We start from the raw sequence: 24,268 nt of genomic DNA on the forward strand, positions 1-24,268 counted from the left end.
ATATCTAGCTTTAACTTCTGTAAAGGTTTAGCCACGAATTCACGAATTAATTAGTACGGTTTTGTAATGTTTTCCGAATGTCACGAAGCTTACTTTTAGTAAGCAAACCAAATCAAATAATTTTCAGTCTATAGTGGTTTATTCGCTTAATCTATCAAATCTAAATACGGTGTCATTTTGTTTTATATGAAAGAATTTACAGTTTGAATAGGGAACAAATTGAAACGGTTTGTCGTGATTAAAAGTGTCGTTTTCTATTGTAAAAAAATCATCAACATCTATATTTCCATAAGGTGAAATGCGTCGGAATCTGTATTTAAAATTATCATCAGTTTTATGAAGTTCAAACCAGGCACCAGCGGCAATACCAGAGAGCCATTGGGCATTTTCATGTAAATTGTCTACGGGTTTAGGAATTAAAGTGCCAACCAAATTAACGTTATGATCTTTAAGTGGATCTAAAAAGCAGCGTAAATTTTCACTTTTTTGAGAGCCTTTAAATTCTGAAATTTCCCCGGTTTCTGAAACTTCAAAAGGATAAGCCTCGGTATTTGAAAGCAATACATTGCCAACGGTACTTGGTGTAAACCATTTCGAGTTCTCAAGCTTTTTTTTCATATCAGGTTTTGTAATTGAAGCTATTAAAGCATCGGTAACAAAACGGGCACAATTACAAGCATTTTTTATAAAAGCCGCGTAACGAATAAAATGCTGATTTTGCATTTCTGTAATATGCGTTCTCGCTTTTTTATAGTCTATGGCATTACAAACGGAAGCGACTAATTTACCTTCGCCATGGGTTATTTTAGGGTTAGTGGCTAAAAATTTTAAAATCTGGTCTAAATTGATGATTTTATCATTTTTAATTTCAGCTTTTAAAGAGAAATGTAATTCGTTATCGGTATAGCGACCACGAACACGGCCTGTGGGCTCGGGGGTAATATAGCGCCCAAAATCGTGATATTCTAAAATACCAGTTTCTTTATCAATTAAAACTAAAGCGGCATGTCCAGCACGTAAATAGTCTTTTTTTCCAATGCCAACAAATCTTAAAAAAGGAGAAAACCATTCTTCGGAAACCAATACAATGGTGTCAGGGTAGGCGAGTGTTAAAATAATTCCGGTATTATCCATTAACTATTTGTGGCGTTTTTAAGGTTTTGCTTGTTATTTGCTGGTTGTGTAAACTTTCATAGCGCATATTGACGTTGTTATTTACTTTTTCAACTTGTGTAATACTTGTTGTTTTTACAAAGCCTCGGTTCATAATAACACCAAAATCGTCATTATTGGCGCCTGCTGTTTTATGAAAATTCAGTATAGATTCCGAAGTTAATTTATTTTCTTTTTTATAGGTTTCAAACCATTGTAAACGCTCGGTTCTCATGGTTTGGTTATATAAGGTAGATGATGACCAAATTTTAGGCTCTAAGGGTAATTTTGTAAACTGCTTTTGGCTGCCATCCCAAACTAATTCGTAGAATTTTAGTTCGGAATTCCAATCGGAAATCACAATAGTAAAAGGTTCAATATCGTCGAAGTTGTAATGTTCTATACAGGTTTCAATATGGTCTGTAATTAAAAAATCTTTGGCTACCACACCACGACTCAGTCTGTATTTGTTTTTTCTTATATGCTTTTCACGTCCACCATTAAGCACACAAATAATTCTGTTTTTTTCGCTAATTCCAATCCATGTACCACCCCCAACTTTATCTTTTGGAAACAGCAGGTTTGTGTTTTTAATAGTATAAAAATCGGGTTCCATAGAAATCCGATTTGGGGCTTCATCTCTATTAGAGGTTAAAACAAAATCATTATTACTTGTTGGAAAAATAGTTACTGTACACATAAAAAAATAGTCTGAAAACAGATTGGCAACTTACGAAAAAATGTTTCAAATTTTAAAATTTTGAAAACCAAAAAATAATTTATCAGACTATAACAAGTTGTTTACCAGCTTTTATTTTGGTATAATCACTGGAAGAATAAGTTAATTCGTAGCTTAAAGTAGAAATTTTAAATTCAATTCGGAAGGCTTTCTGTAAAAAAGGTATACCCCGTTGTGCCTCCAAAAGTAGAATATATGTTGAGTAAACGCGGAGAATCTCTCGAAAGTATTTTAAGATGTTTAGATTAATTTAGAGCTAGCGATTTAAGTTGTTGATTTTTAGTGATTTCATTGTGGTTTATTGTTGCTTTTCTTTTGTGAATGAAGGTTGAAAGCGATTAAACTGTCATTTCTTATTTTAGAATTAGTAATTCTAGGTCTGTTTTTATACGGATATAATAAAAAATTAACGTCCTTTTAGGGAGGCTTCAATCTTATATATCATTTAAAAATTCTTAAATTTGTAACGCATTTACTGAATATTCAATAACGAAAAATAGAAAATCATGGGAAAAGGCTTTTTTAACGTACCGGTTGCTATAAACGAACCTGTAAAATCTTACGCGCCAGGAAGTCCTGAACGCGAGGGCGTTTTAGAAACTTACAAGGCAATGTTTAATAGTACGGTAGACGTTCCTTTATATATTAATGGTGAAGATGTTGAAACTGGAAATACCAGAACCATGTCTCCTCCTCACGATCACAAACATGTGGTTGGAACCTATCATGTAGCAGAACAAAAACATATTGACTATGCTATTTCTACAGCTTTAGAAGCTAGAAAATCATGGAGTTTAATGCCATGGGAGCAACGTGCGGGAATCTTTTTAAAGGCTGCAGAATTAATTGCAGGTCCGTACCGTGCTAAAATTAATGCGGCAACCATGATTGCGCAATCTAAAAATATATTTCAAGCTGAAATTGATGCGGCTTGCGAGCTTATCGATTTTTTACGTTTTAATGTGCAGTTCATGTCCGATATTTATATGGAACAACCAGAAAGCACAAGTGATGCTTGGAACCGTATAGAATATCGTCCGTTAGAAGGTTTTACTTATGCCGTAACCCCTTTTAACTTTACGGCAATTGCTGGAAATTTACCGGCGTGTATGGCCCTAATGGGAAATGTGGTGGTTTGGAAACCTAGTGATAGCCAAGTATATTCTGCTAAAGTAATTATGGATGTCTTTAAAGAAGCAGGGGTTCCTGCCGGCGTAATTAACGTTGTTTTTGGAGACCCTGTAATGATTACCAATACCGTATTGGCAAGTCCCGATTTTTCAGGATTACACTTTACAGGTTCAACTTTTGTATTTAAAGAACTTTGGAAACAAATAGGAAACAATATTCATAACTATAAAACGTATCCTAAAATTGTTGGAGAAACAGGAGGGAAAGATTTTATTGTAGCTCATAAAACGGCCAATGCTAAACAAGTGGCTACAGCCATTGTTCGTGGTGCTTTCGAATTCCAAGGGCAAAAATGTAGTGCAGCCTCTCGTGCTTATATTCCACAAAGCTTATGGGCCGATGTAAATGCATTTGTTATCGAAGATGTGAATTCCTTTAAAATGGGATCTCCAGAAGATATGAGTAACTTTATTACAGCGGTTATTCACGAAGGTTCTTTTGATAAATTAGCAAAATACATCGACCAAGCAAAAGCAGATGCTGATGCCGAAATTATTGTTGGTGGTGGTTATGATAAAAGTAAAGGATACTTTATAGAACCAACAGTTATCTTAACATCGAACCCAAAATACACCACCATGTCTACAGAGTTATTTGGCCCTGTAATTACTATTTATGTGTATGAAGATGACGCTTACGCGGAAACGTTAAAGTTGGTTGATGAAACTAGTGAATATGCATTAACAGGTGCTATTTTAGCAACCGACAGATATGCTATTGCACAAGCGACTGAAGCTTTACAAAACTGTGCTGGTAATTTCTATATTAATGATAAACCAACCGGAGCTGTTGTTGGGCAACAACCATTTGGTGGCGCAAGAGCTTCTGGAACAAACGATAAAGCGGGTAGTGCGCAAAACTTGTTGCGTTGGGTGTCGCCTAGAATGATAAAAGAAACCTTTGTAACCCCTAGAGATTACCGTTACCCATTTTTAGGAGAATAGAAAGTGATTCTGTTATAATAAGAAGTTGGATTTTAGTATGCAATTTTGAAAATAGAAAATAGAAAATAGAAAATAGAAAATAGAAAATAGAAAATAGAAAATAGAGAAAAGAGAAATCAGTTTTTGATTTCTCTTTTTTTTATATCATTTATTTCAAGTGGTAAATCGTATTATTTATAAACTACAGGAATAAGTTCTCCTTTCGCTAAGCAGTATTTTTCTATCGCTTCCGCGGAAAGGTTAGCGGTATAATCCACTTCATTTACGGTAAAACCAATGTTGCGGAGCTTGTCAAAATAATCTCGGCCGTACACACGCACGTGATCGTATTGTCCGAATATTTTAGCGCGTTCGGCTTTATCAGTAATCGAATCATCTTCAAACGTAGTGGCTCTCGATAAATCTTGAGGAATTTGAAAAATGCCCATACCACCAGGTTTTAAAACGCGATATAATTCTTGCATGGCTTTCGTATCATCAGGAATGTGTTCCAATACGTGATTACAAAAAATAACGTCGTAGCTATTATCTTCAAAAGGTAAATTACAAATATCCGCTTTTACATCCGCAATTGGCGATAGTAAATCGGTGGTGGTATAATCTATGTTTTTAAGATTTCTGAATCGTTTTAAAAAACACTGTTCTGGAGCAAAATGCAGAACACTTTTTCTTTCAGTTGAAGCAATTTCTGTTTCCGAAGAAAAAAAATCGGTTTCATTTTTAAGGTATAACCAAAGCAAGCGATGGCGCTCTAAACTTAATGTTGAAGGCGACAATACATTGTTACGTTGATTGCCATAACCATAAGGCAGAAAGCTTTTAAAACTTTTCCCATCAATAGGATCGGTAAACGTATGGCCTTTTAAAAAAAAAGCTAGAATAGGTCGAATTACATAGCTTAACCTGATTAATAAAGGTCTCGGAATGGTATTCAGTATAAGTTTGAAGAGTTTTTTCAAATTGTATTAAGCTAGTACTTTGTTCGTTGAAATTAAAGATGAAATTCCGTCCCAAAGTGCAATTCGATATTTTAAAGCATCTTGAGCTGTTTCTAAAACTTCATCCCATTTTGTTTGGTCGTTTCCACATAATTCTTCAACCATTTTTAAAGATAAAGGGCCGTGCTCATCGCCATCTAATTCAATATGTCGCTCTAAATAATAAGTTAGCTTACTATAAGACGCTTTGTTGTTTTGTTCCGATTGTTTAATAATTTGAAAAAACATATCAGGAATAACATCTTCTCGACCAAAGGTGAATGCAGATGCTATTTTGTGAGGCGCATTTGTCGCAATGGTTTCAAAAGAAAAATTTACAAATTCTTGAGTTGCTTTTGGTAAGTTTAAAGCTTCCATGGCATTAGAAACTGAAACGCCTTTTGCTATATTTAACATGAATGCTTCTATATCGACTGTACTGGCACCAACTTGTTGCATGGCGTCTAAGTACATTTCAAAATGACTTTTTGGTTCCCCTAATTCATTAATGTCACTTTCTTCACCTAATACAATTTCATTAATAAAACGTGCCGTAGAAGGGTGTTTAACCGGAGTCCATGGCACGGAAGTATTTGTTAAATGATTTTGAAGTGCTTTTAGTAAACTCATAAAATCCCAAACAGCAAATACATGTTGTTCCATAAAGGTTTTTATATCGTCAACAGAAGCTAAATCACTGTATAGTTGGTGAGAATTAAGGGCTTCTCGTAATGGTTTAAGAGCTTGCTCTATAGATTCAATAGATGTTTTCATAAATTGTTTTAGAGTACTAATGCTTTTTGGCGAAACTCATCTTCCTCGTTAGAAACAATGCCTAATGCATCATAGATATATGCAAAAGTTGAAAGTAATTCCGGTTTGCCGTCTACTAGAGCCACATCGTGCTCAAAGTGTGCCGATGGTTTATTATCTAAAGTGGTAATAGTCCAACCGTCTCTATGTTGCTTGATGCGGTGCGTACCTAAATTAATCATAGGCTCGATGGCAACTACCATACCTTCAATAAATTTCTTACCACGACCACGTTTTCCGTAGTTAGGCATTTCTGGATCTTCGTGCATTTTGCTACCTAATCCATGACCAACAAGTTCACGAACTACGCCGTAACCATGATCTTCACAATATTTTTGAATGGCATATCCCACATCACCAACACGGTTATTTGCTTTAAATTCGCGGATACCAACATATAAAGATTCTTTGGTTACTTGAAGTAATTTCTCGGTTTCTGGAGCAATTTCGCCTACCGCAAAAGTATACGCGTGATCGCCGTAAAATCCGTTTTTTAAAGCTCCACAATCTATAGAAATAATATCACCTTCAACTAAAGGAGTATCATTAGGAATACCGTGTACTACTTGAGTATTCGGACTCATACAAAGGGTGTTTGGGAAATCGTAAAGGCCTAAAAAACCAGGGATAGCATCGTGGTCTCTTATATGTTCTTCGGCAATTTTATCTAGTTGAAGTGTGGTTACTCCTGGCTTGATTGCTTTGGCAACTTCACCTAATGTTTTAGATACTATTAATGCACTTTCTCGCATTAATTCTATTTCTTCTTTTGTTTTTATAACTATCATATTATTTTTAATAAAGGCAAAAAAATCTTAAAAGAATTAAGATTTGATTTTGCTTAAAATGAGGAACCCTGTATCCAAACTATTTTAAAAAACTAAAAAGTCCTTTTTTCTGTTTAGGTATTTCCGGAGTTTCATTTGTTAATGTTTGATAAATTTTACCCCAACCTATAAAACCACCAATATTTCTATCATCGATAAATATATCGGCGTTAATTTTGCGACTCGCATCATTATTGAATGCTTCACCTTCAAAACTGCTGTTTATGGCGTAGAATTTAATACCGTTTTTTTCACAAAAGGAAACGGCTTCGTCTAATTTAGAACCATGTCTGTAGGTCCATAAAATTAAACGATGCCCTTCTTCTTGTAGTTTTTTTAGAGTTTCGAAAGCAAATAGCATGGGTTTTCCTATTTTGGGATAGGCGTCTTCTACTATAGTACCATCGAAATCTATGGCAATTATTTTGGTTTTATTAAATTTCATTGTTTATACCAGCGGATGTTGTGTCATCGCTTTAGGTTGTTCTACTCCTAAAAGTTTTAAAACAGTTGGAGCCATATCTCCTAAAACGCCATCTTTAATACTTTTCAGGTCGTTGTCTATTAGGATTACAGGTACAGGGTTTGTAGTGTGTGCTGTGTTTGGAGAACCATCAGGGTTAATCATAGTTTCACAGTTACCGTGATCGGCAATTAATAGGGTAGTGTACCCATTTTCTAAACCAGTTGTTACCACTTCTTTTACACAGGCGTCAACAGCTTCACAAGCTTTTATTGCAGCTTCCATAACACCGGTATGTCCAACCATGTCACCATTTGCAAAGTTTAAGCAAACAAAATCGGCTTCTCCTTTTTTTAGCTCAGGCACCAAAGCATCTTTTAATTCGTAAGCACTCATTTCTGGTTTTAAATCGTAAGTAGCTACTTTAGGCGAATTTTTTAAAATTCTAGATTCCCCTTCAAAAGGTTCTTCACGTCCTCCCGAAAAGAAAAATGTCACGTGTGGATATTTTTCAGTTTCGGCAATTCTAATTTGCTTTTTGCCGTTTTTAGATAATACTTCACCTAAGGTTTCAGTAATATTATCTTTATTAAAAATAACTTTTATACCTTTAAAAGCATCACTATAGTTGGTGATAGTTACATAGTATAAGTCTAATTTTTTAGTATCGTATTCTGGGAAATCTTTTTGATTTAACATTTCGGTTAACTCACGACCTCTATCTGTTCTAAAGTTAAAAAAGATAAGCACATCATCTTTTTCTACTTTAGCAACTGCTTCATTATTTTCAGTAATAATTAAAGGTTTGATGAATTCATCGGTAACGTCATTATCATAATTAGCTTGAATTTCAGCAATTGGATTATCTGTTTTAGTGCCAACATTATTCACAATAGCATCATAAGCCAATTTTACGCGTTCCCAACGTTTATCTCTATCCATGGCGTAATAACGGCCAGTAATAGTTGCTATTTTTGCTTTTGTACCTTCAATATATTTTTGTAAATCTTCAACATAACCTTTACCAGATTTAGGATCAACATCTCTACCATCTGTAAACGCATGTACATAAGAGTTTACTCCTGCTAAGTTTGCAGCATCAATAAAACCACGTAAATGGCTGGTGTGCGCGTGAACGCCACCATCACTCAATAATCCTAAAAAGTGAACATTTTTATTATTATCCGAAGCATATTTTAAAGCATCGATTAATACTTTTTCATCTTTCAATGTATCTTTTTCAATCGCTAGGTTAATTTTAGCTAAATCTTGATACACAATTCTTCCGGCTCCTAAATTCATGTGACCAACTTCACTATTTCCCATTTGGCCTTCTGGTAAACCAACGTTTAAACCATCGGTCCTTAATGTTGCGTATGGATATTTTTTATATAGAGAATCAATAAAAGGGATATTTGCATTATCGATAGCGGAAACTTTAGGGTCTGGAGAGTTTCCCCAACCATCAAGAATCATCAAGATGACTTTTTTATTCATTTTTTTAAGAATTTAAATATACTCATACAAAGATACATAACTTGACTTAAGTGACCACTAAATAAAGCTTGAAAATAGGGGATTTATAGGGCGTTTGATAATCTATTTGAGAATGTGGGGTTTTCTTAATTATTTTAAAACTAAATACTGAAATCTAAAAATTATTTTCTTTTTATGTAACACTTTCAAGAATTGGTCGTCTTTTAAATAAATCAAAAAACATAATCAATTTAATCAAATCAAAAATCTTTCATCATGAAAAAATCAATCATTATTTCCGCAGTTACTTTATGCTTTTCGTTAGGAACAGTGCATGCATTATCATTTGATAGACCCAAACAGCCCACTTCAAAACATGTTAAACAATATAAAGCAAATCCTTTTTGTGTTTCTATTGCTTTAGGTGATTTAGACACTGTAAAAAAACTATTGGCTCTTGGAGAAGATGTAAATCAGTTTTCCAATGGAATGACGCCTGCTATGTATGCTGCGAAATTTAATCGAACAGAAATTTTAGAATTACTCATTGACTATGGAGCAGATTTAAAAGTTAAAAATGCTAAACGGATGACCGCTGTAAAATTTGCTGAAATTCACGGCGCTAAGGATGCTGAAATTATTATCAAAGAAACTATAGCTTCCGAAAAGAAAAAGTAATTATTAATAGATAATTATTTTGAGTTAGTCACTCTGTAAAAAGCTACTGTAAAAGGTAGCTTTTTTTTGTTTTAGAAACAGTTAGGACAATGAAATAAAAAAGAAAAAATTAACTCAAACTATAATACTACTTAACTTCTAACTAACTATGAAAAAGGTTCGCTCTAAATATGAGTTTTAATGATAGAAATAAATGTTTAGAACTTCCTCTTACAATATTATATTATTTTAAAGAAAACGAATATAATTTATCGTTTATTTAGTGTAAATTATAACCGTTTTTTCTGAAAATAAGATATTAAACGATATGGTATACTCATAAAGCTATTTTTTATAAGATATAGTTTTTTAAGCTCTTATGATTAGTTTTAAAAAAAGAAATGAAGTCTTAAATAAAATAGATTTTTTTTTGATGGTATGATTTATCTATCTTAGAAGCTCAAAAGCAATTTTTAGAAGTTGAAGTCTATTTAATAAAATGGATTGGTTCATTTTTGCTTACACCTTTTATTGCTTATGAAATTTAAAATGTTCTCTTTTTTATTATGCTTTGTGTTCTTTTTGGGTTTTTCGCAAGAGCAGGATCTAGATTATATTAAACAACAAGTTGAAGTTTATAAAACACGAGATACTACACGTGTAAATTTGTTAAACCTAGTAACTAAATATTATGTATCACGGGACATTTCTAAAAATGAAGATATATTAAATGAGGCCATAGACATTAGTAAGGCGCTTAAATATAGTCAAGGTTTATCTCGTTCTTATACAAATCTCACATCATTTTATGTTCAAAGGGGCGATTATAGTAAAGCACTAAAATTGGCTTTAAAAACAAAACAACTTCAAGATAGTATAAATGATTTTAGCGGTTTAATTTACACAAATAGTAGTATTGCTCGCATATATAATCATTTAGACAAATCCGATAAAGCAATAGAAATACAGTTGGAGAATTTAGAGTTGTTAAAAGAAAATCCTAATAAAAATATGGAGGCGCAAGTTCATTTTTATTTAGCATCAGCTTATGAGGTTATCGAAAAATATAATGATGCTGAATACCATTATAGGGCTGCCAAAAATATTGCAGAAAAGGTTCATTTTAAAACCGGTATTGCCATAGCAAATTCTTCTTTAGGTATTTTAGAAAACAAACGAAAAAATTATAAAACAGCCATTACTTATTTAAACCAATCTTTAGACTTTTTTAAAAACAATAATCAAAAAGCAAACGTAGCACATTCAAATTTAGAACTTGCGGTTGCTTATGCAAATATTGGGAGAGTAGATGATGCTATTTCTGCAAACAATAATGCTATAGAAATTTATAAAGAACAAAACAATTTTAAAAATTTAAAGCGGGTATATCATGAACAAAGCGATTATTATAAACGAAAAAGAGATTACTTAAATTCTAGTAAATATCTGGAAAAGTATTATAAAATTAAAGACAGTATTTTTTCTAAAGAGCGGGTTTCAGTTATTGAAGAATTACAAACAAAATACGAAACAGAAAAAATTCAAAAAGAAAAAGATAACGCAGAGCAACAAGTGGTGATAAGCCGATTGGAAAGTGCTAAAAATAGAAGCCTGTTTTTGGGCTCGGTAATAATAGCAGGTTTAATTTTGTTAACCTCTATATTTTATTTTAGTCGCTTAAAAACTAAAAAAAAGGCAGAGTTAATTACTGTAGAACTCAAAGAAACTCAAAAACGTTTAGCAATAGAAAAGCAATATAGAGATTCTGAATTAAAAGCATTAAAAGCACAAATGAATCCTCATTTTATATTTAATGCCTTAAATTCTATTCAGGATTATATTGTTTTAAATCAGAAAAATTTAGCTAGTGATTATTTAGGAAAGTTTGCCGATTTAATTCGTAATTATTTGCATTTTAGTGATACAGGATTTATTTCAATACCCGATGAGGTTCATAATTTAAACCTCTATTTAGAATTAGAAAAGTTACGATTTGAAGATAAATTGGAATATACGTTTAGAGTAGATGATGCTGCAAATTCTGATACCATAAAAATACCAACAATGCTAATTCAGCCCTATGTAGAAAATGCTTTAAAACACGGGTTGTTACACAAAAAAGAACATAGAAAACTGGAGGTGTCTTTATCTAAAATTTCAGATCAGATTATAGAATGTATTATAGAAGATAATGGTATTGGTAGAGAAAAATCGAGAGCAATAAAAGCAAGAAAACAAGCGCAGCATAAATCCTTCGCTTTAAAAGCCACTACAGAGCGATTGGATTTATTAAACTATGGCCGCGAAAAGAAAATTGGTGTCGAAATTATTGATTTAAAAGAAAATAATACGGCTAAAGGAACGCGAGTTATTTTAAAAATTCCAATTCTAAAATAGTAAAAATGAAAGCACTTATTATAGACGACGAGAAAAAAGCACGGCAAGTATTACATATTTTAGTAGAAGAAAATTGCCCGAAAATAACTCAAATATTTGAGGCAGAAGATTTGCTCTCGGGTGTAGAACTTATAAAAAAAGAACAGCCAAGTATTGTGTTTTTAGATATTGAAATGCCAGAACATTCAGGATTAGAAATTTTAAACTTTATAGAAAAAGAAGTTCATAATTTCGAAATTATTTTTACTACGGCATACAGCGAATACGCGTTGCAGGCTTTTCAACTCTCGGCAATAGATTATTTATTAAAGCCCGTGAGGCCAAGTCAGGTAAAGGAAGCGGTGGATAAAGCCATTAGTTTTTTAGGGAACTCTCAAATTAACAAGCGTCTTGCAGAACTTAAATTGAGCTTGCAAGAATCTAATTTTAAAAAAATAGGATTGCCAAATGCTAATGGTATTAAGTTTGTAGATTTTAATGATATCATTATGCTGGAAGCCGATGGAATGTACACTAATGTATCTACCACAAAGGAAGAAGCTATTTTGGTGAGTAAGCCTTTAAAGTTCTTTGTAGAAACACTTCAGAAAATAAAGAATTTTTATCGACCGCACCGTTCTCATCTTATTAATTTATCATATATAAAAGAATATATTAAAAAAGATGGCGGGTATATTGTTATGGAAAATGATAAAACAGTGTCTATTTCTAATGATAAAAAAGAAGAGTTTTTAGCCATTGTTCAAAATATTTAAGATTAAAATGTTGAAATACCTTTTTAGGAAATAGCCATTAAAGAATTTAATAAAAAGTACGAATTTGCTTTAAAAGTTGAAAACCGTATTTCAGAAAGTTGCCATAAGATATACCTCTATTTTATGGCAACTTTGTTTTTGCTATTAATCAATTAATCTTTTTATTATTATGAAAACAAGAATACTTTTAGCCATGTTACTTTTAAGTAATATTTTATTGGCGCAACTACCAACTACAAATTTAGCTGGTTATTATGAATTTACTAATGGCGCTATGAGCGACGGGGCTAATGGGAACAATTTTGTGCAAACCGGAACCGCGCTCGCTTTAGAAACCGATAGATTTACTGCGGCCAATAATGCTATTAATTTAAACGGCGATTATTTAACCGCTAACAATTTTAATTTTGGATCGGAGATCGCTTTAAGTTTTTGGGTAAAAACAGCAACTAATGATGTGGATTCTAAAGTTATTTTTGAGCAAAAGGATAACGTTGGTTTTAATATTTACTTGCAGGATGGAAAAATAGGTGTTTCAGGAAGAAATCAGTATTATGATCTAGGGACTTCTTTTCAAGATTGGGATTTTAATAATTTGTTTTCTACGGTTATTTCAGATAATATTTGGCATCACGTTGTTGTAAATATTAAATATGTAAAAACCTCGGGAACAAAGTTCGATTTTTATATAGACGTTTATACTGATACCATAAAAGAATCAGTTGTGGTAGGTCGTGATTATTATAGAATGCAAGATTCTGGTGGTGTTAATAAAAACACACCTTTTAAGGTTGCTAACAATAAAAATAATAGTTTGGCAGCAACTGCAATGTATGGAGATGTTTTAGATGATTTGTTGTTTTATAGTCGAATTTTAACCGATGCTGAGGTGACACAATTAGCAGAATTGAACGGTTACGGATTCTGTTTTGCACCAGATATAGTAAACCTTACGGTAAGCAATATAACTGAAAATTCGGCCGATATTGCTTGGACCGATGCAGGGACTTATGATATTGCTTATGGATTAAAAAATGAGCCTTTTTCAAACTATACTATGGTTACCGATGTTACTACAGGAAATTTAAGTTTAGCTAGTTTAAGTAGCTCTAATTATTATAATGTTTACTACAGAACAAAGTGTACATCTACCTTCGCACCAACATCTAGTTGGTCTTTAGCAAAAGAATTTAGAACAAACGGGCGTTATTATGTTAAAGCCGATGCTACAGGGTTTAATGATGGGTCTTCGTGGGCAAACGCTTATACCAATTTACAAGATGCGCTAACCAATTTAATTGATGATGATACTATTTGGGTAGCCAAAGGCACATATATTCCCGATGCTAGCGATAATAGTATAAATTTTGAAATTAATAAGACTAATATTTCATTATATGGCGGTTTTAGTGGTACAGAAAACGTATTGGAAGATCGGGTTTTAAGTCTCGTGAATACAACAAATGAGACTATACTATCTGGTGATTTATTGAATAATGACGACGCTAATATTACCTTTAGTAATACCACTAGAAGTGATAATTCCTTAACTGTAGTTAGAATAAATGGTTATAATGCTTCTATCGATGGGTTTACAATAACGGGAGGTAATTCCACGACTAAAGGTGCTGGAATATTATATTCAAGAGCTAATATAAATAGAGGATTAAACATTAAACATTCCGTTATAAAAAATAATATATCAGGTGAAGGTGCTGGGTTGTATTATGAAGCTTATTATAATACAGATGCCTTAGTAATTGATAAATGTGTTTTTGAAAATAATTTAGCTAAAGGAGGAGCAGCGCTATCGTATTTAAAAAATGGTAGATATGCTTATTCCGTAACTATTAGTAATTCTCTTTTTAAAGGTAATACTTCAAAAAATCAGGGGACAGGTAATAACGGCTTTGCTGCAAGTGCTGGATGGTTTAGAGGTGTAAAATACGGTAACACGACAACAGCGGTAAAACTTGTAAATAACACCTATGTAAATAATGCTGACCTGGGAACTTCTACCGGCTTAAATAATTTTAACAGGGCAACAATTGGTGTAACAAGAGAAGAAGTTCAGGGGCATATAAATGTAGAAATGTCTAACTGTATTTTTTGGAACAATACTACTGTAAATGGAGTTATATCAAAAGCTGTTTCAGGGTTAAATTCTACTTTGAATTATGTAAATATATTTAACAGTATCGATCAGGATAATTTTTCATTAATATCCTCATCAGATAAAACTAACACAAGTAATTCTGATCCATTATTTACCGACTTAGCCAATGGCGACTTTACTTTAGCGCCAGGTTCTCCTGCCATAGATAGCGGAGATAACTCTAAAATTCCGGCAGGAATAACAACAGATATATTAGGTTTAAATCGTGTGTTTAATGCTACTGTAGATATGGGAGCTTATGAGTTTGGTTCCACATTGAGTACAAATGATTTGGGATTCAGTGAAAACGATATAAAATTATATCCAAATCCAACATCCTCAGTTTTAAATATTAAAATGGCTACCGTTTTTAAACAAGCAAGTATTTATTCAGTTTTAGGAGCTAAAGTCTTAGAAACGTCATTGCCTATAATTAATACAGCACATTTAAAAAGTGGGATGTATTTAATTGAAATCCAAGATGAAAACGGACATGTTTCTACAAAACGATTTATAAAAAATTAAAGACGCTATTAATTCTTTTTTTTAAGAAGGGAAGTCCATTTTTGGCTTCTCTTTTTTTTATACCCATTGGGAAATAATAAACTTAAAAGCAGGAGGGGATCGGTTTATTTGAAAGGTCGCTCTTTTCAAAGCGACTCATTTAAAAATCAAGAAATAAAAATTGAAGCATTTTAAATATTAAGATGCGTATATTCTAAAAACAACTATAAATCCATGCATCAAATGAAAACTCTTTTAACCTTAGCTTTTTTAGTATTTGGATATGGCATATCTGCTCAAAATATAGATTTCAACACAAAAAAAGGGTTTGTCGTGGAAGGATTCGATGTGGTTTCTTATTTTAATAATACCCCCGAAAAAGGCAAGGATAAATTTGTGAGTACTTATAAAGGTGGTACATTTAAATTTGCTTCACAAAGTCATTTAGAAGCTTTTAATAAGAATCCGGAAATGTACATTCCTCAATATGGAGGGTACTGTGCTTATGCCATAGCTGCAAAAGGCGAAAAGGTTTCCATAGATCCTGAAACTTACGAAATACGAGATGGTAAATTATACCTCTTCTATAATTCATGGGGTATTAATACACTCAAATCTTGGTTAGACGAGTCGCCAGAGGCTTTAAAACTTAAAGCCGATAAAAACTGGAAACATATTGATAAGCACTAAGGGAGATGAATTTAGTCATTTATTTTCTTATTGGTTTTACTGCAGCCGTACTTGGTGCGTTGCCTTTGGGAACAACTAATGTTGCTGTAATAAATACAACTATTAAAGAAGATGTGCAGAGTGTGTTAAAAATAATATACACCGCAGCAGGTGCAGAGTTAATTTTAGTGGTTTTTGCTATTCTATTTAATAATGATATAGAAGTTTTTATTAATATGAATCTCTGGCTGCAATACGCGATTGTTGCTGTATTACTCGTGTTGGGCGTAGTGTTGTTATCCGGTAGAACAGATTGTATTAAAGATGAAAATGATGAGTGTATCATTATTAAAAAAAGAAGGAGACCCATATCAAAACAAATGTTAGGTTTCTTTTTAGGCCTCGTTAATCCTACGGTGCTTATTTATTGGATATTTATAATGGCGTATTTAAATAAGAATATTATAGATTTAAATATGGGAGTAGATTATCAATTCATAGCTACTTTTTTAATAGGTGCTTATTTAGGTAAGCTTATGGTATTATATGGCTATGGTAAATTTAGTGATGTTATAAAAGTGAAAATGAAACAACCAACTACGCGCGTAAATAGAGTAATAGGAGTCTTGTTGCTATGTGTGTCAATTTTACAAATGACGAAGTTAATTTATCTGTAATGTTATCGTTGAAGGCATTTGGATAACTAAGAATCCCTAGATAAAAAGATGAGAAGCTATTTAAATTATAAGTATAAAAAAATCCGATTCATTTAAGAATCGGATTTTTTTTGATTAAGCGAATAATATGTTTTACAATAGGCGAATCGCCTTATTTTACTTTCTCTACTATGGCTTTAAAAGCCTCTGGGTTGTTCATTGCTAAATCGGCTAAAACTTTACGGTTTAGTTCGATGTTGTTAGCTTTTACTTTTCCCATAAATTGAGAATAAGATAAACCGTGTAAACGAGCTCCAGCGTTAATACGCGTGATCCATAAGGCACGGAATGTTCTCTTTTTTACTCTACGGTCTCTGTACGAGTATTGCATCGCTTTGTCAACCGCATTTTTTGCTACTGTCCAAACGTTTTTACGACGTCCGAAGTAACCTTTTGCTTGTTTTAGAACCTTTTTTCTACGGGCTCTTTTTGCTACAGAATTTACTGATCTTGGCATAATTTTTAATTGTTTTTTGTAGTAGGCGGCCAAAATACATTGGCACTTTTTAAATTTGAGCCTAACTCCAGGGTTTATAATTTATTTAACCAACGTTAAATCGAGCTGTGTTTATTTTAAACGCAACATCGTTTTAATGTTATCTTCGTCTGCTTTATGTACTAATGTATCATGACGCAGTGCAAGCTTACGCTTTTTAGATTTCTTTGTTAAGATGTGACTCTTAAAAGCGTGCTTTCTTTTTAATTTACCAGTACCAGTAAGCTTGAAACGCTTTTTAGCACTAGATTTTGTTTTCATTTTAGGCATTTTTTCTTCCTAGGTTTTAATTATTTCGCTTAATACTTTTGTGCAGAATTTATTTCGGCATCTTATTTTTTTGGAGCGATAAACATCGTCATACGTTTACCTTCCAATCTAGGCATTTGTTCTACTTTTCCAAGCTCTTCTAAATCTTGAGCTAAGCGCAGTAACAAAATTTGCCCTTGTTCTTTAAATATAATGGAACGTCCTTTAAAAAACACAAAAGCTTTGAGCTTTGCACCTTCTTTTAAGAACTTTTCCGCATGTTTTCTTTTAAACGCGTAATCGTGATCATCGGTTTGAGGTCCGAAACGAATCTCTTTAATTACCACTTTTGTCGCTTTAGATTTTAATGCTTTATCCCGTTTCTTTTGTTCGTAAAGAAACTTTTTATAGTCCATAACCTTACAAACAGGTGGATCAGCATTTGGTGATATTTCAACAAGATCTAATCCTTGTGCGTCGGCAATACGCATGGCATCACCTTTGGTATAAATACCAATGTCTACGTTGTCTCCTACAAGACGCAATTTTTGCGCTGTAATTTTAGAGTTTATCTTGTGTTTATCTTCTTGCGAAACCCTTCTTGGCTGATGTCTTCTTCTAATTGCTATGGCTCTATAATTTTAAATTAAACTTATTTTTTTATTTTTAAAATGACTTTAAGGTCTTTTTAATTTCTTCTTTTATAATCTGCGAGAAGTCTTCAACGGAAATCATTCCTAAATCTTCTCCACCATGTTGGCGTACAGATATTTTGTTTTCTTGTTCTTCTTGCTCCCCTATAATAATCATATACGGGTGTTTTTGCATTTCGGATTCCCGAATTTTTTTCCCAATAGTTTCATTTCTATGGTCTACAAGGGCGCGAATTTCGTGATTTTCTAGCAAATTTAAAACTTTTTCGGAGTATTTTTCATATTTCTCGCTAATAGACAAGATAATAACTTGCACAGGCATAAGCCAAAGCGGGAAGTTTCCTCCAGTATGTTCTAGTAATAAAGCTATAAAACGTTCCATACTGCCAAAAGGTGCACGGTGTATCATAACCGGGCGATGAAGCTCGTTGTCACTGCCTTTATAGGTTAAATTGAAACGTTCTGGTAGATTGTAATCTGCCTGAATAGTTCCTAATTGCCATTTACGTCCTAAGGCATCTTTTACCATAAAATCTAGCTTAGGCCCATAAAAAGCTGCTTCGCCTTCTTCAATAATAAAATCTAAACCTTTGTCGGTAGCCGCATTAATAATCGCTTGCTCGGCTTTTTCCCAATTGGCAACATCACCTATATATTTGTCGGGATTTTCAGGATCTCTTACAGAAACCTGAGCTGTAAAGTTTTCAAAGCCTAAAGATCCAAATACATAAAGCACTAAATCAATAACACTTTTAAATTCTTCATCCAATTGTTCTGGAGTACAAAAAATGTGAGCATCGTCTTGTGTAAAACCTCTAACACGGGTTAGACCATGGAGTTCACCACTTTGTTCGTATCTATAAACGGTGCCAAATTCAGCATACCTTACAGGTAAATCTTTATAACTCCATTGAAAGTTATTGTATATCTCACAATGGTGCGGGCAGTTCATGGGTTTTAACAAAAACTCCTCGTCTTCTTTAGGTGTCGTTATTGGCTGAAAGCTATCTGCGCCATATTTAGCATAATGACCAGAAGTAACATAAAGTTCTTTTTGTCCAATATGAGGGGTTACCACCATTTCGTAGCCAGCTTTCTTTTGAGCTACTTTCAGAAAGTTTTCTAAACGTTCTCGTAAAGCAGCACCTTTTGGTAACCAAAGCGGCAATCCTTGCCCTACTTTTTGAGAAAAGGTAAACAATTCTAGTTCCTTACCTAATTTTCTGTGATCGCGTTTTTTAGCTTCTTCTAATAAGGCTAAATATTCTGTAAGTTCCTTTTGTTTCGGGAACGAAATAGCATAAACACGTGTTAATTGAGGTTTGTTTTCATCACCTCTCCAATACGCACCCGCAACACTTAATATTTTCACAGCTTTTATAATACCTGTGTTTGGTATATGTCCGCCACGGCATAAATCGGTAAACGTAGAATGATCACAAAAAGTAATGGTGCCATCTTCTAGGTTTTCAATCAATTCCGTTTTAAACTCGTTGCCTTTGTATAATTCTAAAGCTTCAGCTTTACTTGCCGAACGCATTTTAAAATCATGCTTTCCGCGGGCAATTTCTAGCATTTTTGTTTCAACGGCTTTAAAATCTTTTTCAGAAACCGTTTCAGCACCAAAATCTACATCATAATAAAATCCATTTTCAATAGCGGGGCCAATAGTTAATTTAGCAGCAGGATAGAGTTCCTCGATAGCTTGCGCTAAAACGTGGGCCGAACTGTGCCAAAAAGCCGTTTTTCCTTCGTCGTCTTTCCAAGTGTATAAAACTAGCGCTCCATCGGTCGTTAGCGGCGTAACAGTTTCAACCGTTGTACCATTGAATTTTGCAGAAATTACGTTTCTTGCAAATCCTTCGCTTATACTTTTCGCAACATCCATAGGTGTTACATGCTCTTCAAACGTTTTCACGCTGCCATCGGGCAAGGTAATGTGTATCATAAAATAAATTAAATTCTGTACGCAAAGATAATGGTATAAACAAACCCACACAATATAATTTTGTGTATTATTTTATAGTTTTTTTTGGCGTTACCTAAAGGTCGGGCTTTACACTATATCTTTTCGCTAAGTTAGGTTTTTTTTTAGGTTATGTTATCTATAAAAGTACTAGGCTTATTCTCAAAAAAGATCTATTTCCAACTCGCAAAAAGGATGCCGTTGCAATCCCTAACGCGGGTGCTCGCTGATTAAATTACACTTGAATTGTACTTGTATTAACAGTTTTGTTATTTCCATCTACGGAAGAAATCACATAAAGAGTTGTCTTTTTGTTGTTCAAAATTATCAAATTTTTTCATGGCGTCGAAATAACATTTAAGCTGTTTTATTGCTAAATATGGATTAAACTATGAAAATAATTATAAGAGTGTTTTTAAAGGGAGATGAAGTGGGGTTTACTTGTTTTTTATAAGCTGTTATTTTTTTTAATTAAACTCATAATTCTATCGGAATTTAATAGAGCTGCTATTCCAATCGGGGCCTAATTTTACCCAGTGAACGCTGTTATGTTGTTAAATAAAAAGAAACATTAAGTTAATGTATATAGCTCTAATTTTAACCATGTATTAATATAAAAAGCACATGCACTTAATGTTGATACTATACATTTGAATTTTTTAAAACTAAAAACAAACATGAAAATTACTACAATTAAAGCCGTATTATTAACTTTAGCTACCGTGTTTGTAGCCTGTGATGATAATGAAAATGACAACGAGCAAGCCTGGCAATTGCCAACAGTTTCTAACCAAGGTGTTAGGTTACCTTATACCGTTTTAAAAACAACTTCGGATAATGTAGAAGTTAGAAATGGTGGGTTTGGTTCCGCTGCTACGGCACACCCAACAAATGCAGGAGAATTTTATGCCTTAACAGATCGTGGTGCAAATATTAAATTTGGGAGTAACAAAATTTTTCCAACGCCCGATTATACCCCTAGAATTGGTCATTTTAAATTATTAGAGAACGGAACGATTGAAATGCTTGATGAGGTTTTATTTAAAAACCCTTCGGGAGTAAATATTAGCGGACGTCCAAATCCTGAGGGTTACGGCGCTACGGGAGAAATTCCTTATAGTGAAGATCAAGTTACGGTTTTAGAGACCGATAAATATGGTTTGGATAGTGAAGGTTTAGTCGCTTTAAAAGATGGTTCCTTTTGGGTTTCTGATGAATATGGGCCACACATGGTTCATTTCGATGCATCGGGTGTGCAACTCGAACGCTTAAGTCCTAAAGGGATTACGGGAGAAACTGGAGACAGAAAATTACCAGCCGTTTTTGCTACAAGATGGGCTAATAGAGGTATGGAAGGTTTAGCCATTACACCAGATGAAACCACTTTGGTTGGTGTTATGCAATCTACATTATACAATCCATCAAAAGCCGATGTAGTCGATTTTACAATAACTAGACTAGTTACTTTTAATATTGAAACTGGAGCAACTAAACAATATTTATACAAACAGGAAAAAGCTAAAAACTCAAATTCCGAACTGGTTGCTTTAAGTAGTACCGAGTTTTTAATTGTTGAAAGAGATGGAGCTTTTACAAAATCTACAGATAAAAGTTTAGTACAAAAGCACATTTATAGAATTGATATTTCTAATGCTACCGATATTTCGGATGCGGCAGATTCTGAAAACGGTAAATTAATTGAAGGAAAAACCATTGAGCAATGTACTTGGGAGGAATTAACTTTAGCAGGTATTGAGCCCGCAACTAAAACTTTAGCTGTTGATTTAATTGCCGATTTAGGCGATTATCCTCATGATAAATTAGAAGGTATTTGGTTAATAGACTCAAATACCATTGGAGTGATTAACGATGATGATTTTGCCGTTTGGACTGGTGATAACAGCGCAACCATTCAAAAATATATTTCTAATACAGAAACTGAAGAAAATATCGATGGTAATACCTTGTATATCGTAAACTTTTAGTGATCGATAAATTATAATAAAAAAGGGTTTGTTTTTATGAAACAAGCCCTTTTTTTTGTTTTTTAAAATATCACAATTAATAAAATAATGGCTGTATTTAAGGTTTGTACCCCAAAGGCAATTGCTCTGAAATACGTTTGGTAGACATTTTTCCTTTTAAATGAATCGCTTCCGGTGGCGAGTGATGTCCCGAATCATCTATTGTAAATATATCGTTTACAAAAAGTTTCGATTGTTCGTAGATTTTATATCGAATCATAACATGATCGACTAGAAGTTTTACCTGTTTTATCTGGTTGATATCCGTAATTTCGAAATAGGTTTCAGGCGGTACTTTAATATAATTATCGAGAATTTCAAAGTCGTTTTTTTCAAGCGTATTAGTATAAAGCGCTCTCATAAAATGAAGTGTCGATCCTAAGTAACTCTGCTTTCTGTTTCTTAAAAATTTTCTTGAAATTTTGTTTTTTATGGGTTGAAAAAAACTAAACCCATGGTAGTGAATAGCCGCTGGTATGGCTAAATCTTGATTGATGGCTTTATAGGTGATTTCAAAATCTCTTAAGTTGTATCGTAATTTGTACCCTAAATAGTGATTTTCAATAATTAACGCCGTATTTGCGCTTGCAATTAGTGTTCTTGTCGATGGAATATATCGCAGCTTAATGGCGTCTTCATTAATAATATCACATAAATCGGCTGCTTTGCTTTTACCTAAAAACTCCTGTTTAAAGAGGTCTAGTTTTCTCGACCGGCTTAACGTGTCGATCTCGATATAAACGGTTTCTAAATCTTCTGTTTTTTCAGTAAGATAAATGGGGGCTAATGTTTTACTAGTTTTAAGCGCTTCGGACCTAATAATAACAGATTCATAACCCATGGAACTGATAATAAGCGGAGAATTGTTTGCCTTAAATTGAATATCAAAGTAACCTTCCTCATTTGTAGAAACCCCTATGCTGGTGCCATCAAAATAAACAGAGCCGCTATAAATGGCTGTGGAATCTTTGGCGCTAAATACATAGCCGGAAATTTCGGTTTGAGAAAAGCAACGATTTATTTGAAAAAGAAAGAGAATCCCAAATAAAAATAGGATTGGTTTTGTGGTGGATTTTTTAGGTGGTTTCATTTGTTTTTTAAGAATGTTTTAGTTCACTTTTATTGAATAATGACCTCTGTCTAGTTGTTGTTTTATTAAGGTGCTGTCTTTTGCTCAATTTTTCTGAAGTAAAATACGTTTTTCTTTCAGCTGTTCTAATTTATTTTGATCCATATTAATTATGATTAAGCGTTTAAAATTATGCAGCCTTTATTTAAGATGGGGCAGTGGTGCCATCCATTCGGTTGTAATTAGTTTTTCTTTTTAATGATTTTTACAATGCGGTTAAATGTAATTTCCGATAAGTTCCATTCATAACCATTAAAATCTGTGGTATTAATAAATTGAACCACTACCGCGTCTATCTCCTTGTGGTATTCTGCAAGACTTTGATAGCCAATAACCAAACCTCCGTGATTATATTCGTAGGCATAGATTTCCTGTTCGCCATCGTCAAAAACAGAACCATCGTTTAAGGCGCGTAGAAACTTGCCCACATCTTCTGCTGTAGCTAGCATTCCATATTCATTGGCTTTAAAATCCTCGTCAAGTCCAACGTAATACCCGCTCATTACATCGTCTAAATTAACTTCAGTAATAGAAAAAAAGGTGTTTTTAAGTTCTAAGGGTTTCAGAATTTTCGCTTTAATATATTTGTGGTGATTATATCCTAAAACACCATCCATTATCCTTCGTAGTAATAAATAATTCGTGTTCGAATATTCGTATCCTTTATTGGGTTTAAAACTGGCGGGTAAATCTATAGCAAAATCAAGGGCGTTTTTGCTACTTTCCTGTTCATTGTTCCAAAAATCAGGGTTATCTGTAAAATTTGGAATACCAGAACGGTGTTGAATCATCATCTTCAAGGTGATTTTTTCTGCATTTTCAATTCTACCTTTTAGTTCTGGAAGATAATCGGCAAGTACTTTATCCAAAGACAAGCGTTTTTCTTTAACTAATTTAGTAACTGCTACAGCCGTATATAACTTGCTAATACTGGCAATTTTGAATAATGATTTAGAATCGGCAGGTATTTTCTTTTGTCTATCTTTCCAACCTCCTGTGTAAAAAGTGGGTGGTTTTCCTGCTTGGTCTACGTAAACAATCATGCCATCAAATCCGTGTCCAATGGCTTCATCTACTTGTTCTTGAACCGTATTAGGAAGTGGTAAAATCCATGCTTTTACCAAAATCCATGGCACAAAAAACATGGAAATAGTTGTTCCAACAAACAATAATAATCTTACAATCCATTTGGCTTTTTTATTTTTTATCATTTTTTATTTTCAGTTATATGCTTGGTTTTAAGAGTTATCAATTTTTGTATATATTTAGAATTATGTGGTGTTTTTTCAAATGAGCTGTAACAGTTTGCGTATTCG

21 protein-coding genes and 1 pseudogene are annotated in these 24,268 nt (G+C 33.3%); 9 read left to right on the forward strand and 13 right to left on the reverse strand.

Annotated features, from left to right (window positions below):
• Positions 1 to 138: 138 nt before the first annotated feature.
• A complete protein-coding gene (locus FQU21_RS00800) occupies positions 139 to 1,134 on the reverse strand; it encodes a DUF6695 family protein (RefSeq protein WP_147676122.1) in 996 nt (331 codons plus the stop codon).
• Positions 1,127 to 1,852, reverse strand: a complete 726-nt coding sequence (locus FQU21_RS00805) for an NRDE family protein (RefSeq protein WP_147676123.1) — start codon at positions 1,850 to 1,852, stop codon at positions 1,127 to 1,129. Before FQU21_RS00805 ends, FQU21_RS00800 begins: the two co-directional genes overlap by 8 nt.
• Positions 1,853 to 2,047: 195 nt before the next feature.
• Here FQU21_RS00805 and FQU21_RS00810 point away from each other — a divergent pair.
• Positions 2,048 to 2,140, forward strand: a pseudogene (locus FQU21_RS00810) (winged helix-turn-helix transcriptional regulator); the annotation flags it as partial.
• 257 nt (positions 2,141 to 2,397) lie between these two features.
• Complete coding sequence (gene pruA / locus FQU21_RS00815) at positions 2,398 to 4,026, forward strand: L-glutamate gamma-semialdehyde dehydrogenase (RefSeq protein ID WP_147676124.1); 1,629 nt, start codon at positions 2,398 to 2,400, stop codon at positions 4,024 to 4,026.
• Positions 4,027 to 4,196: 170 nt separating this feature from the next.
• Here the strand turns inward: pruA and FQU21_RS00820 are convergent, their stop codons facing one another.
• The 5 genes from FQU21_RS00820 to gpmI form a co-directional block, all read right to left on the reverse strand.
• On the reverse strand, positions 4,197 to 4,985 hold the full coding sequence (locus FQU21_RS00820; RefSeq protein ID WP_147676125.1) for a class I SAM-dependent methyltransferase: 789 nt from the start codon (positions 4,983 to 4,985) through the stop codon (positions 4,197 to 4,199).
• Between the two features lie 6 nt (positions 4,986 to 4,991).
• The gene (locus tag FQU21_RS00825) at positions 4,992 to 5,777 is read right to left on the reverse strand and encodes a DUF3050 domain-containing protein (protein ID WP_147676126.1); all 786 of its coding nucleotides are present in this window, start codon (positions 5,775 to 5,777) and stop codon (positions 4,992 to 4,994) included.
• 8 nt (positions 5,778 to 5,785) lie between these two features.
• Positions 5,786 to 6,604: a type I methionyl aminopeptidase gene (map, locus tag FQU21_RS00830; protein WP_147676127.1), complete on the reverse strand. Its 819-nt coding sequence runs from the start codon at positions 6,602 to 6,604 to the stop codon at positions 5,786 to 5,788.
• Positions 6,605 to 6,683: 79 nt separating this feature from the next.
• Complete coding sequence (locus FQU21_RS00835; RefSeq protein ID WP_147676128.1) at positions 6,684 to 7,088, reverse strand: BT0820 family HAD-type phosphatase; 405 nt, start codon at positions 7,086 to 7,088, stop codon at positions 6,684 to 6,686.
• Positions 7,089 to 7,091: 3 nt separating this feature from the next.
• Positions 7,092 to 8,603, reverse strand: a complete 1,512-nt coding sequence (gpmI, locus tag FQU21_RS00840) for a 2,3-bisphosphoglycerate-independent phosphoglycerate mutase (protein ID WP_147676129.1) — start codon at positions 8,601 to 8,603, stop codon at positions 7,092 to 7,094.
• Between the two features lie 255 nt (positions 8,604 to 8,858).
• Here gpmI and FQU21_RS00845 point away from each other — a divergent pair, with 255 nt between their 5' ends.
• From FQU21_RS00845 to FQU21_RS00870, 6 genes are all read left to right on the forward strand, one after another.
• The gene (locus FQU21_RS00845) at positions 8,859 to 9,260 is read left to right on the forward strand and encodes an ankyrin repeat domain-containing protein (protein ID WP_147676130.1); all 402 of its coding nucleotides are present in this window, start codon (positions 8,859 to 8,861) and stop codon (positions 9,258 to 9,260) included.
• Positions 9,261 to 9,776: 516 nt separating this feature from the next.
• The gene (locus FQU21_RS00850; protein WP_147676131.1) at positions 9,777 to 11,636 is read left to right on the forward strand and encodes a tetratricopeptide repeat-containing sensor histidine kinase; all 1,860 of its coding nucleotides are present in this window, start codon (positions 9,777 to 9,779) and stop codon (positions 11,634 to 11,636) included.
• 5 nt (positions 11,637 to 11,641) lie between these two features.
• Positions 11,642 to 12,391, forward strand: coding sequence for a LytR/AlgR family response regulator transcription factor (locus FQU21_RS00855; RefSeq protein ID WP_147676132.1), 750 nt, complete (start codon positions 11,642 to 11,644; stop codon positions 12,389 to 12,391).
• Between the two features lie 169 nt (positions 12,392 to 12,560).
• A complete protein-coding gene (locus tag FQU21_RS00860; RefSeq protein ID WP_147676133.1) occupies positions 12,561 to 15,071 on the forward strand; it encodes a choice-of-anchor Q domain-containing protein in 2,511 nt (836 codons plus the stop codon).
• A gap of 222 nt (positions 15,072 to 15,293) precedes the next feature.
• Positions 15,294 to 15,740 (forward strand): YHS domain-containing (seleno)protein, encoded by a 447-nt coding sequence (locus tag FQU21_RS00865; RefSeq protein ID WP_147676134.1) that lies wholly within the window; start codon positions 15,294 to 15,296, stop codon positions 15,738 to 15,740.
• Positions 15,741 to 15,745: 5 nt separating this feature from the next.
• On the forward strand, positions 15,746 to 16,396 hold the full coding sequence (locus tag FQU21_RS00870) for a LysE family transporter (RefSeq protein ID WP_147676135.1): 651 nt from the start codon (positions 15,746 to 15,748) through the stop codon (positions 16,394 to 16,396).
• Between the two features lie 151 nt (positions 16,397 to 16,547).
• Here the strand turns inward: FQU21_RS00870 and rplT are convergent, their stop codons facing one another.
• The 4 genes from rplT to thrS form a co-directional block, all read right to left on the reverse strand.
• Positions 16,548 to 16,892, reverse strand: coding sequence for a 50S ribosomal protein L20 (rplT, locus tag FQU21_RS00875; RefSeq protein WP_147676136.1), 345 nt, complete (start codon positions 16,890 to 16,892; stop codon positions 16,548 to 16,550).
• Between the two features lie 111 nt (positions 16,893 to 17,003).
• Positions 17,004 to 17,201, reverse strand: a complete 198-nt coding sequence (gene rpmI / locus FQU21_RS00880; RefSeq protein ID WP_147676137.1) for a 50S ribosomal protein L35 — start codon at positions 17,199 to 17,201, stop codon at positions 17,004 to 17,006.
• A 62-nt stretch (positions 17,202 to 17,263) separates the two neighbouring features.
• Positions 17,264 to 17,803 (reverse strand): translation initiation factor IF-3, encoded by a 540-nt coding sequence (gene infC, locus FQU21_RS00885; RefSeq protein ID WP_394348392.1) that lies wholly within the window; start codon positions 17,801 to 17,803, stop codon positions 17,264 to 17,266.
• A gap of 43 nt (positions 17,804 to 17,846) precedes the next feature.
• A complete protein-coding gene (gene thrS, locus FQU21_RS00890; protein WP_147676139.1) occupies positions 17,847 to 19,781 on the reverse strand; it encodes a threonine--tRNA ligase in 1,935 nt (644 codons plus the stop codon).
• Positions 19,782 to 20,476: 695 nt separating this feature from the next.
• Between thrS and FQU21_RS00895 the strand changes: the two genes are divergently transcribed.
• Complete coding sequence (locus FQU21_RS00895; protein WP_147676140.1) at positions 20,477 to 21,784, forward strand: esterase-like activity of phytase family protein; 1,308 nt, start codon at positions 20,477 to 20,479, stop codon at positions 21,782 to 21,784.
• 97 nt (positions 21,785 to 21,881) lie between these two features.
• On the opposite strand, the gene FQU21_RS00900 is transcribed toward FQU21_RS00895, so the two are convergent.
• Both FQU21_RS00900 and FQU21_RS00905 read right to left on the reverse strand, forming a co-directional pair.
• A complete protein-coding gene (locus FQU21_RS00900) occupies positions 21,882 to 22,913 on the reverse strand; it encodes a carboxypeptidase-like regulatory domain-containing protein (RefSeq protein WP_147676141.1) in 1,032 nt (343 codons plus the stop codon).
• 221 nt (positions 22,914 to 23,134) lie between these two features.
• Positions 23,135 to 24,163 (reverse strand): serine hydrolase domain-containing protein, encoded by a 1,029-nt coding sequence (locus FQU21_RS00905; protein WP_147676142.1) that lies wholly within the window; start codon positions 24,161 to 24,163, stop codon positions 23,135 to 23,137.
• Positions 24,164 to 24,268 lie beyond the last annotated feature (105 nt).

The organism is Algibacter pacificus, assembly GCF_008033385.1.
Lineage (GTDB): Bacteria > Bacteroidota > Bacteroidia > Flavobacteriales > Flavobacteriaceae > Algibacter > Algibacter pacificus.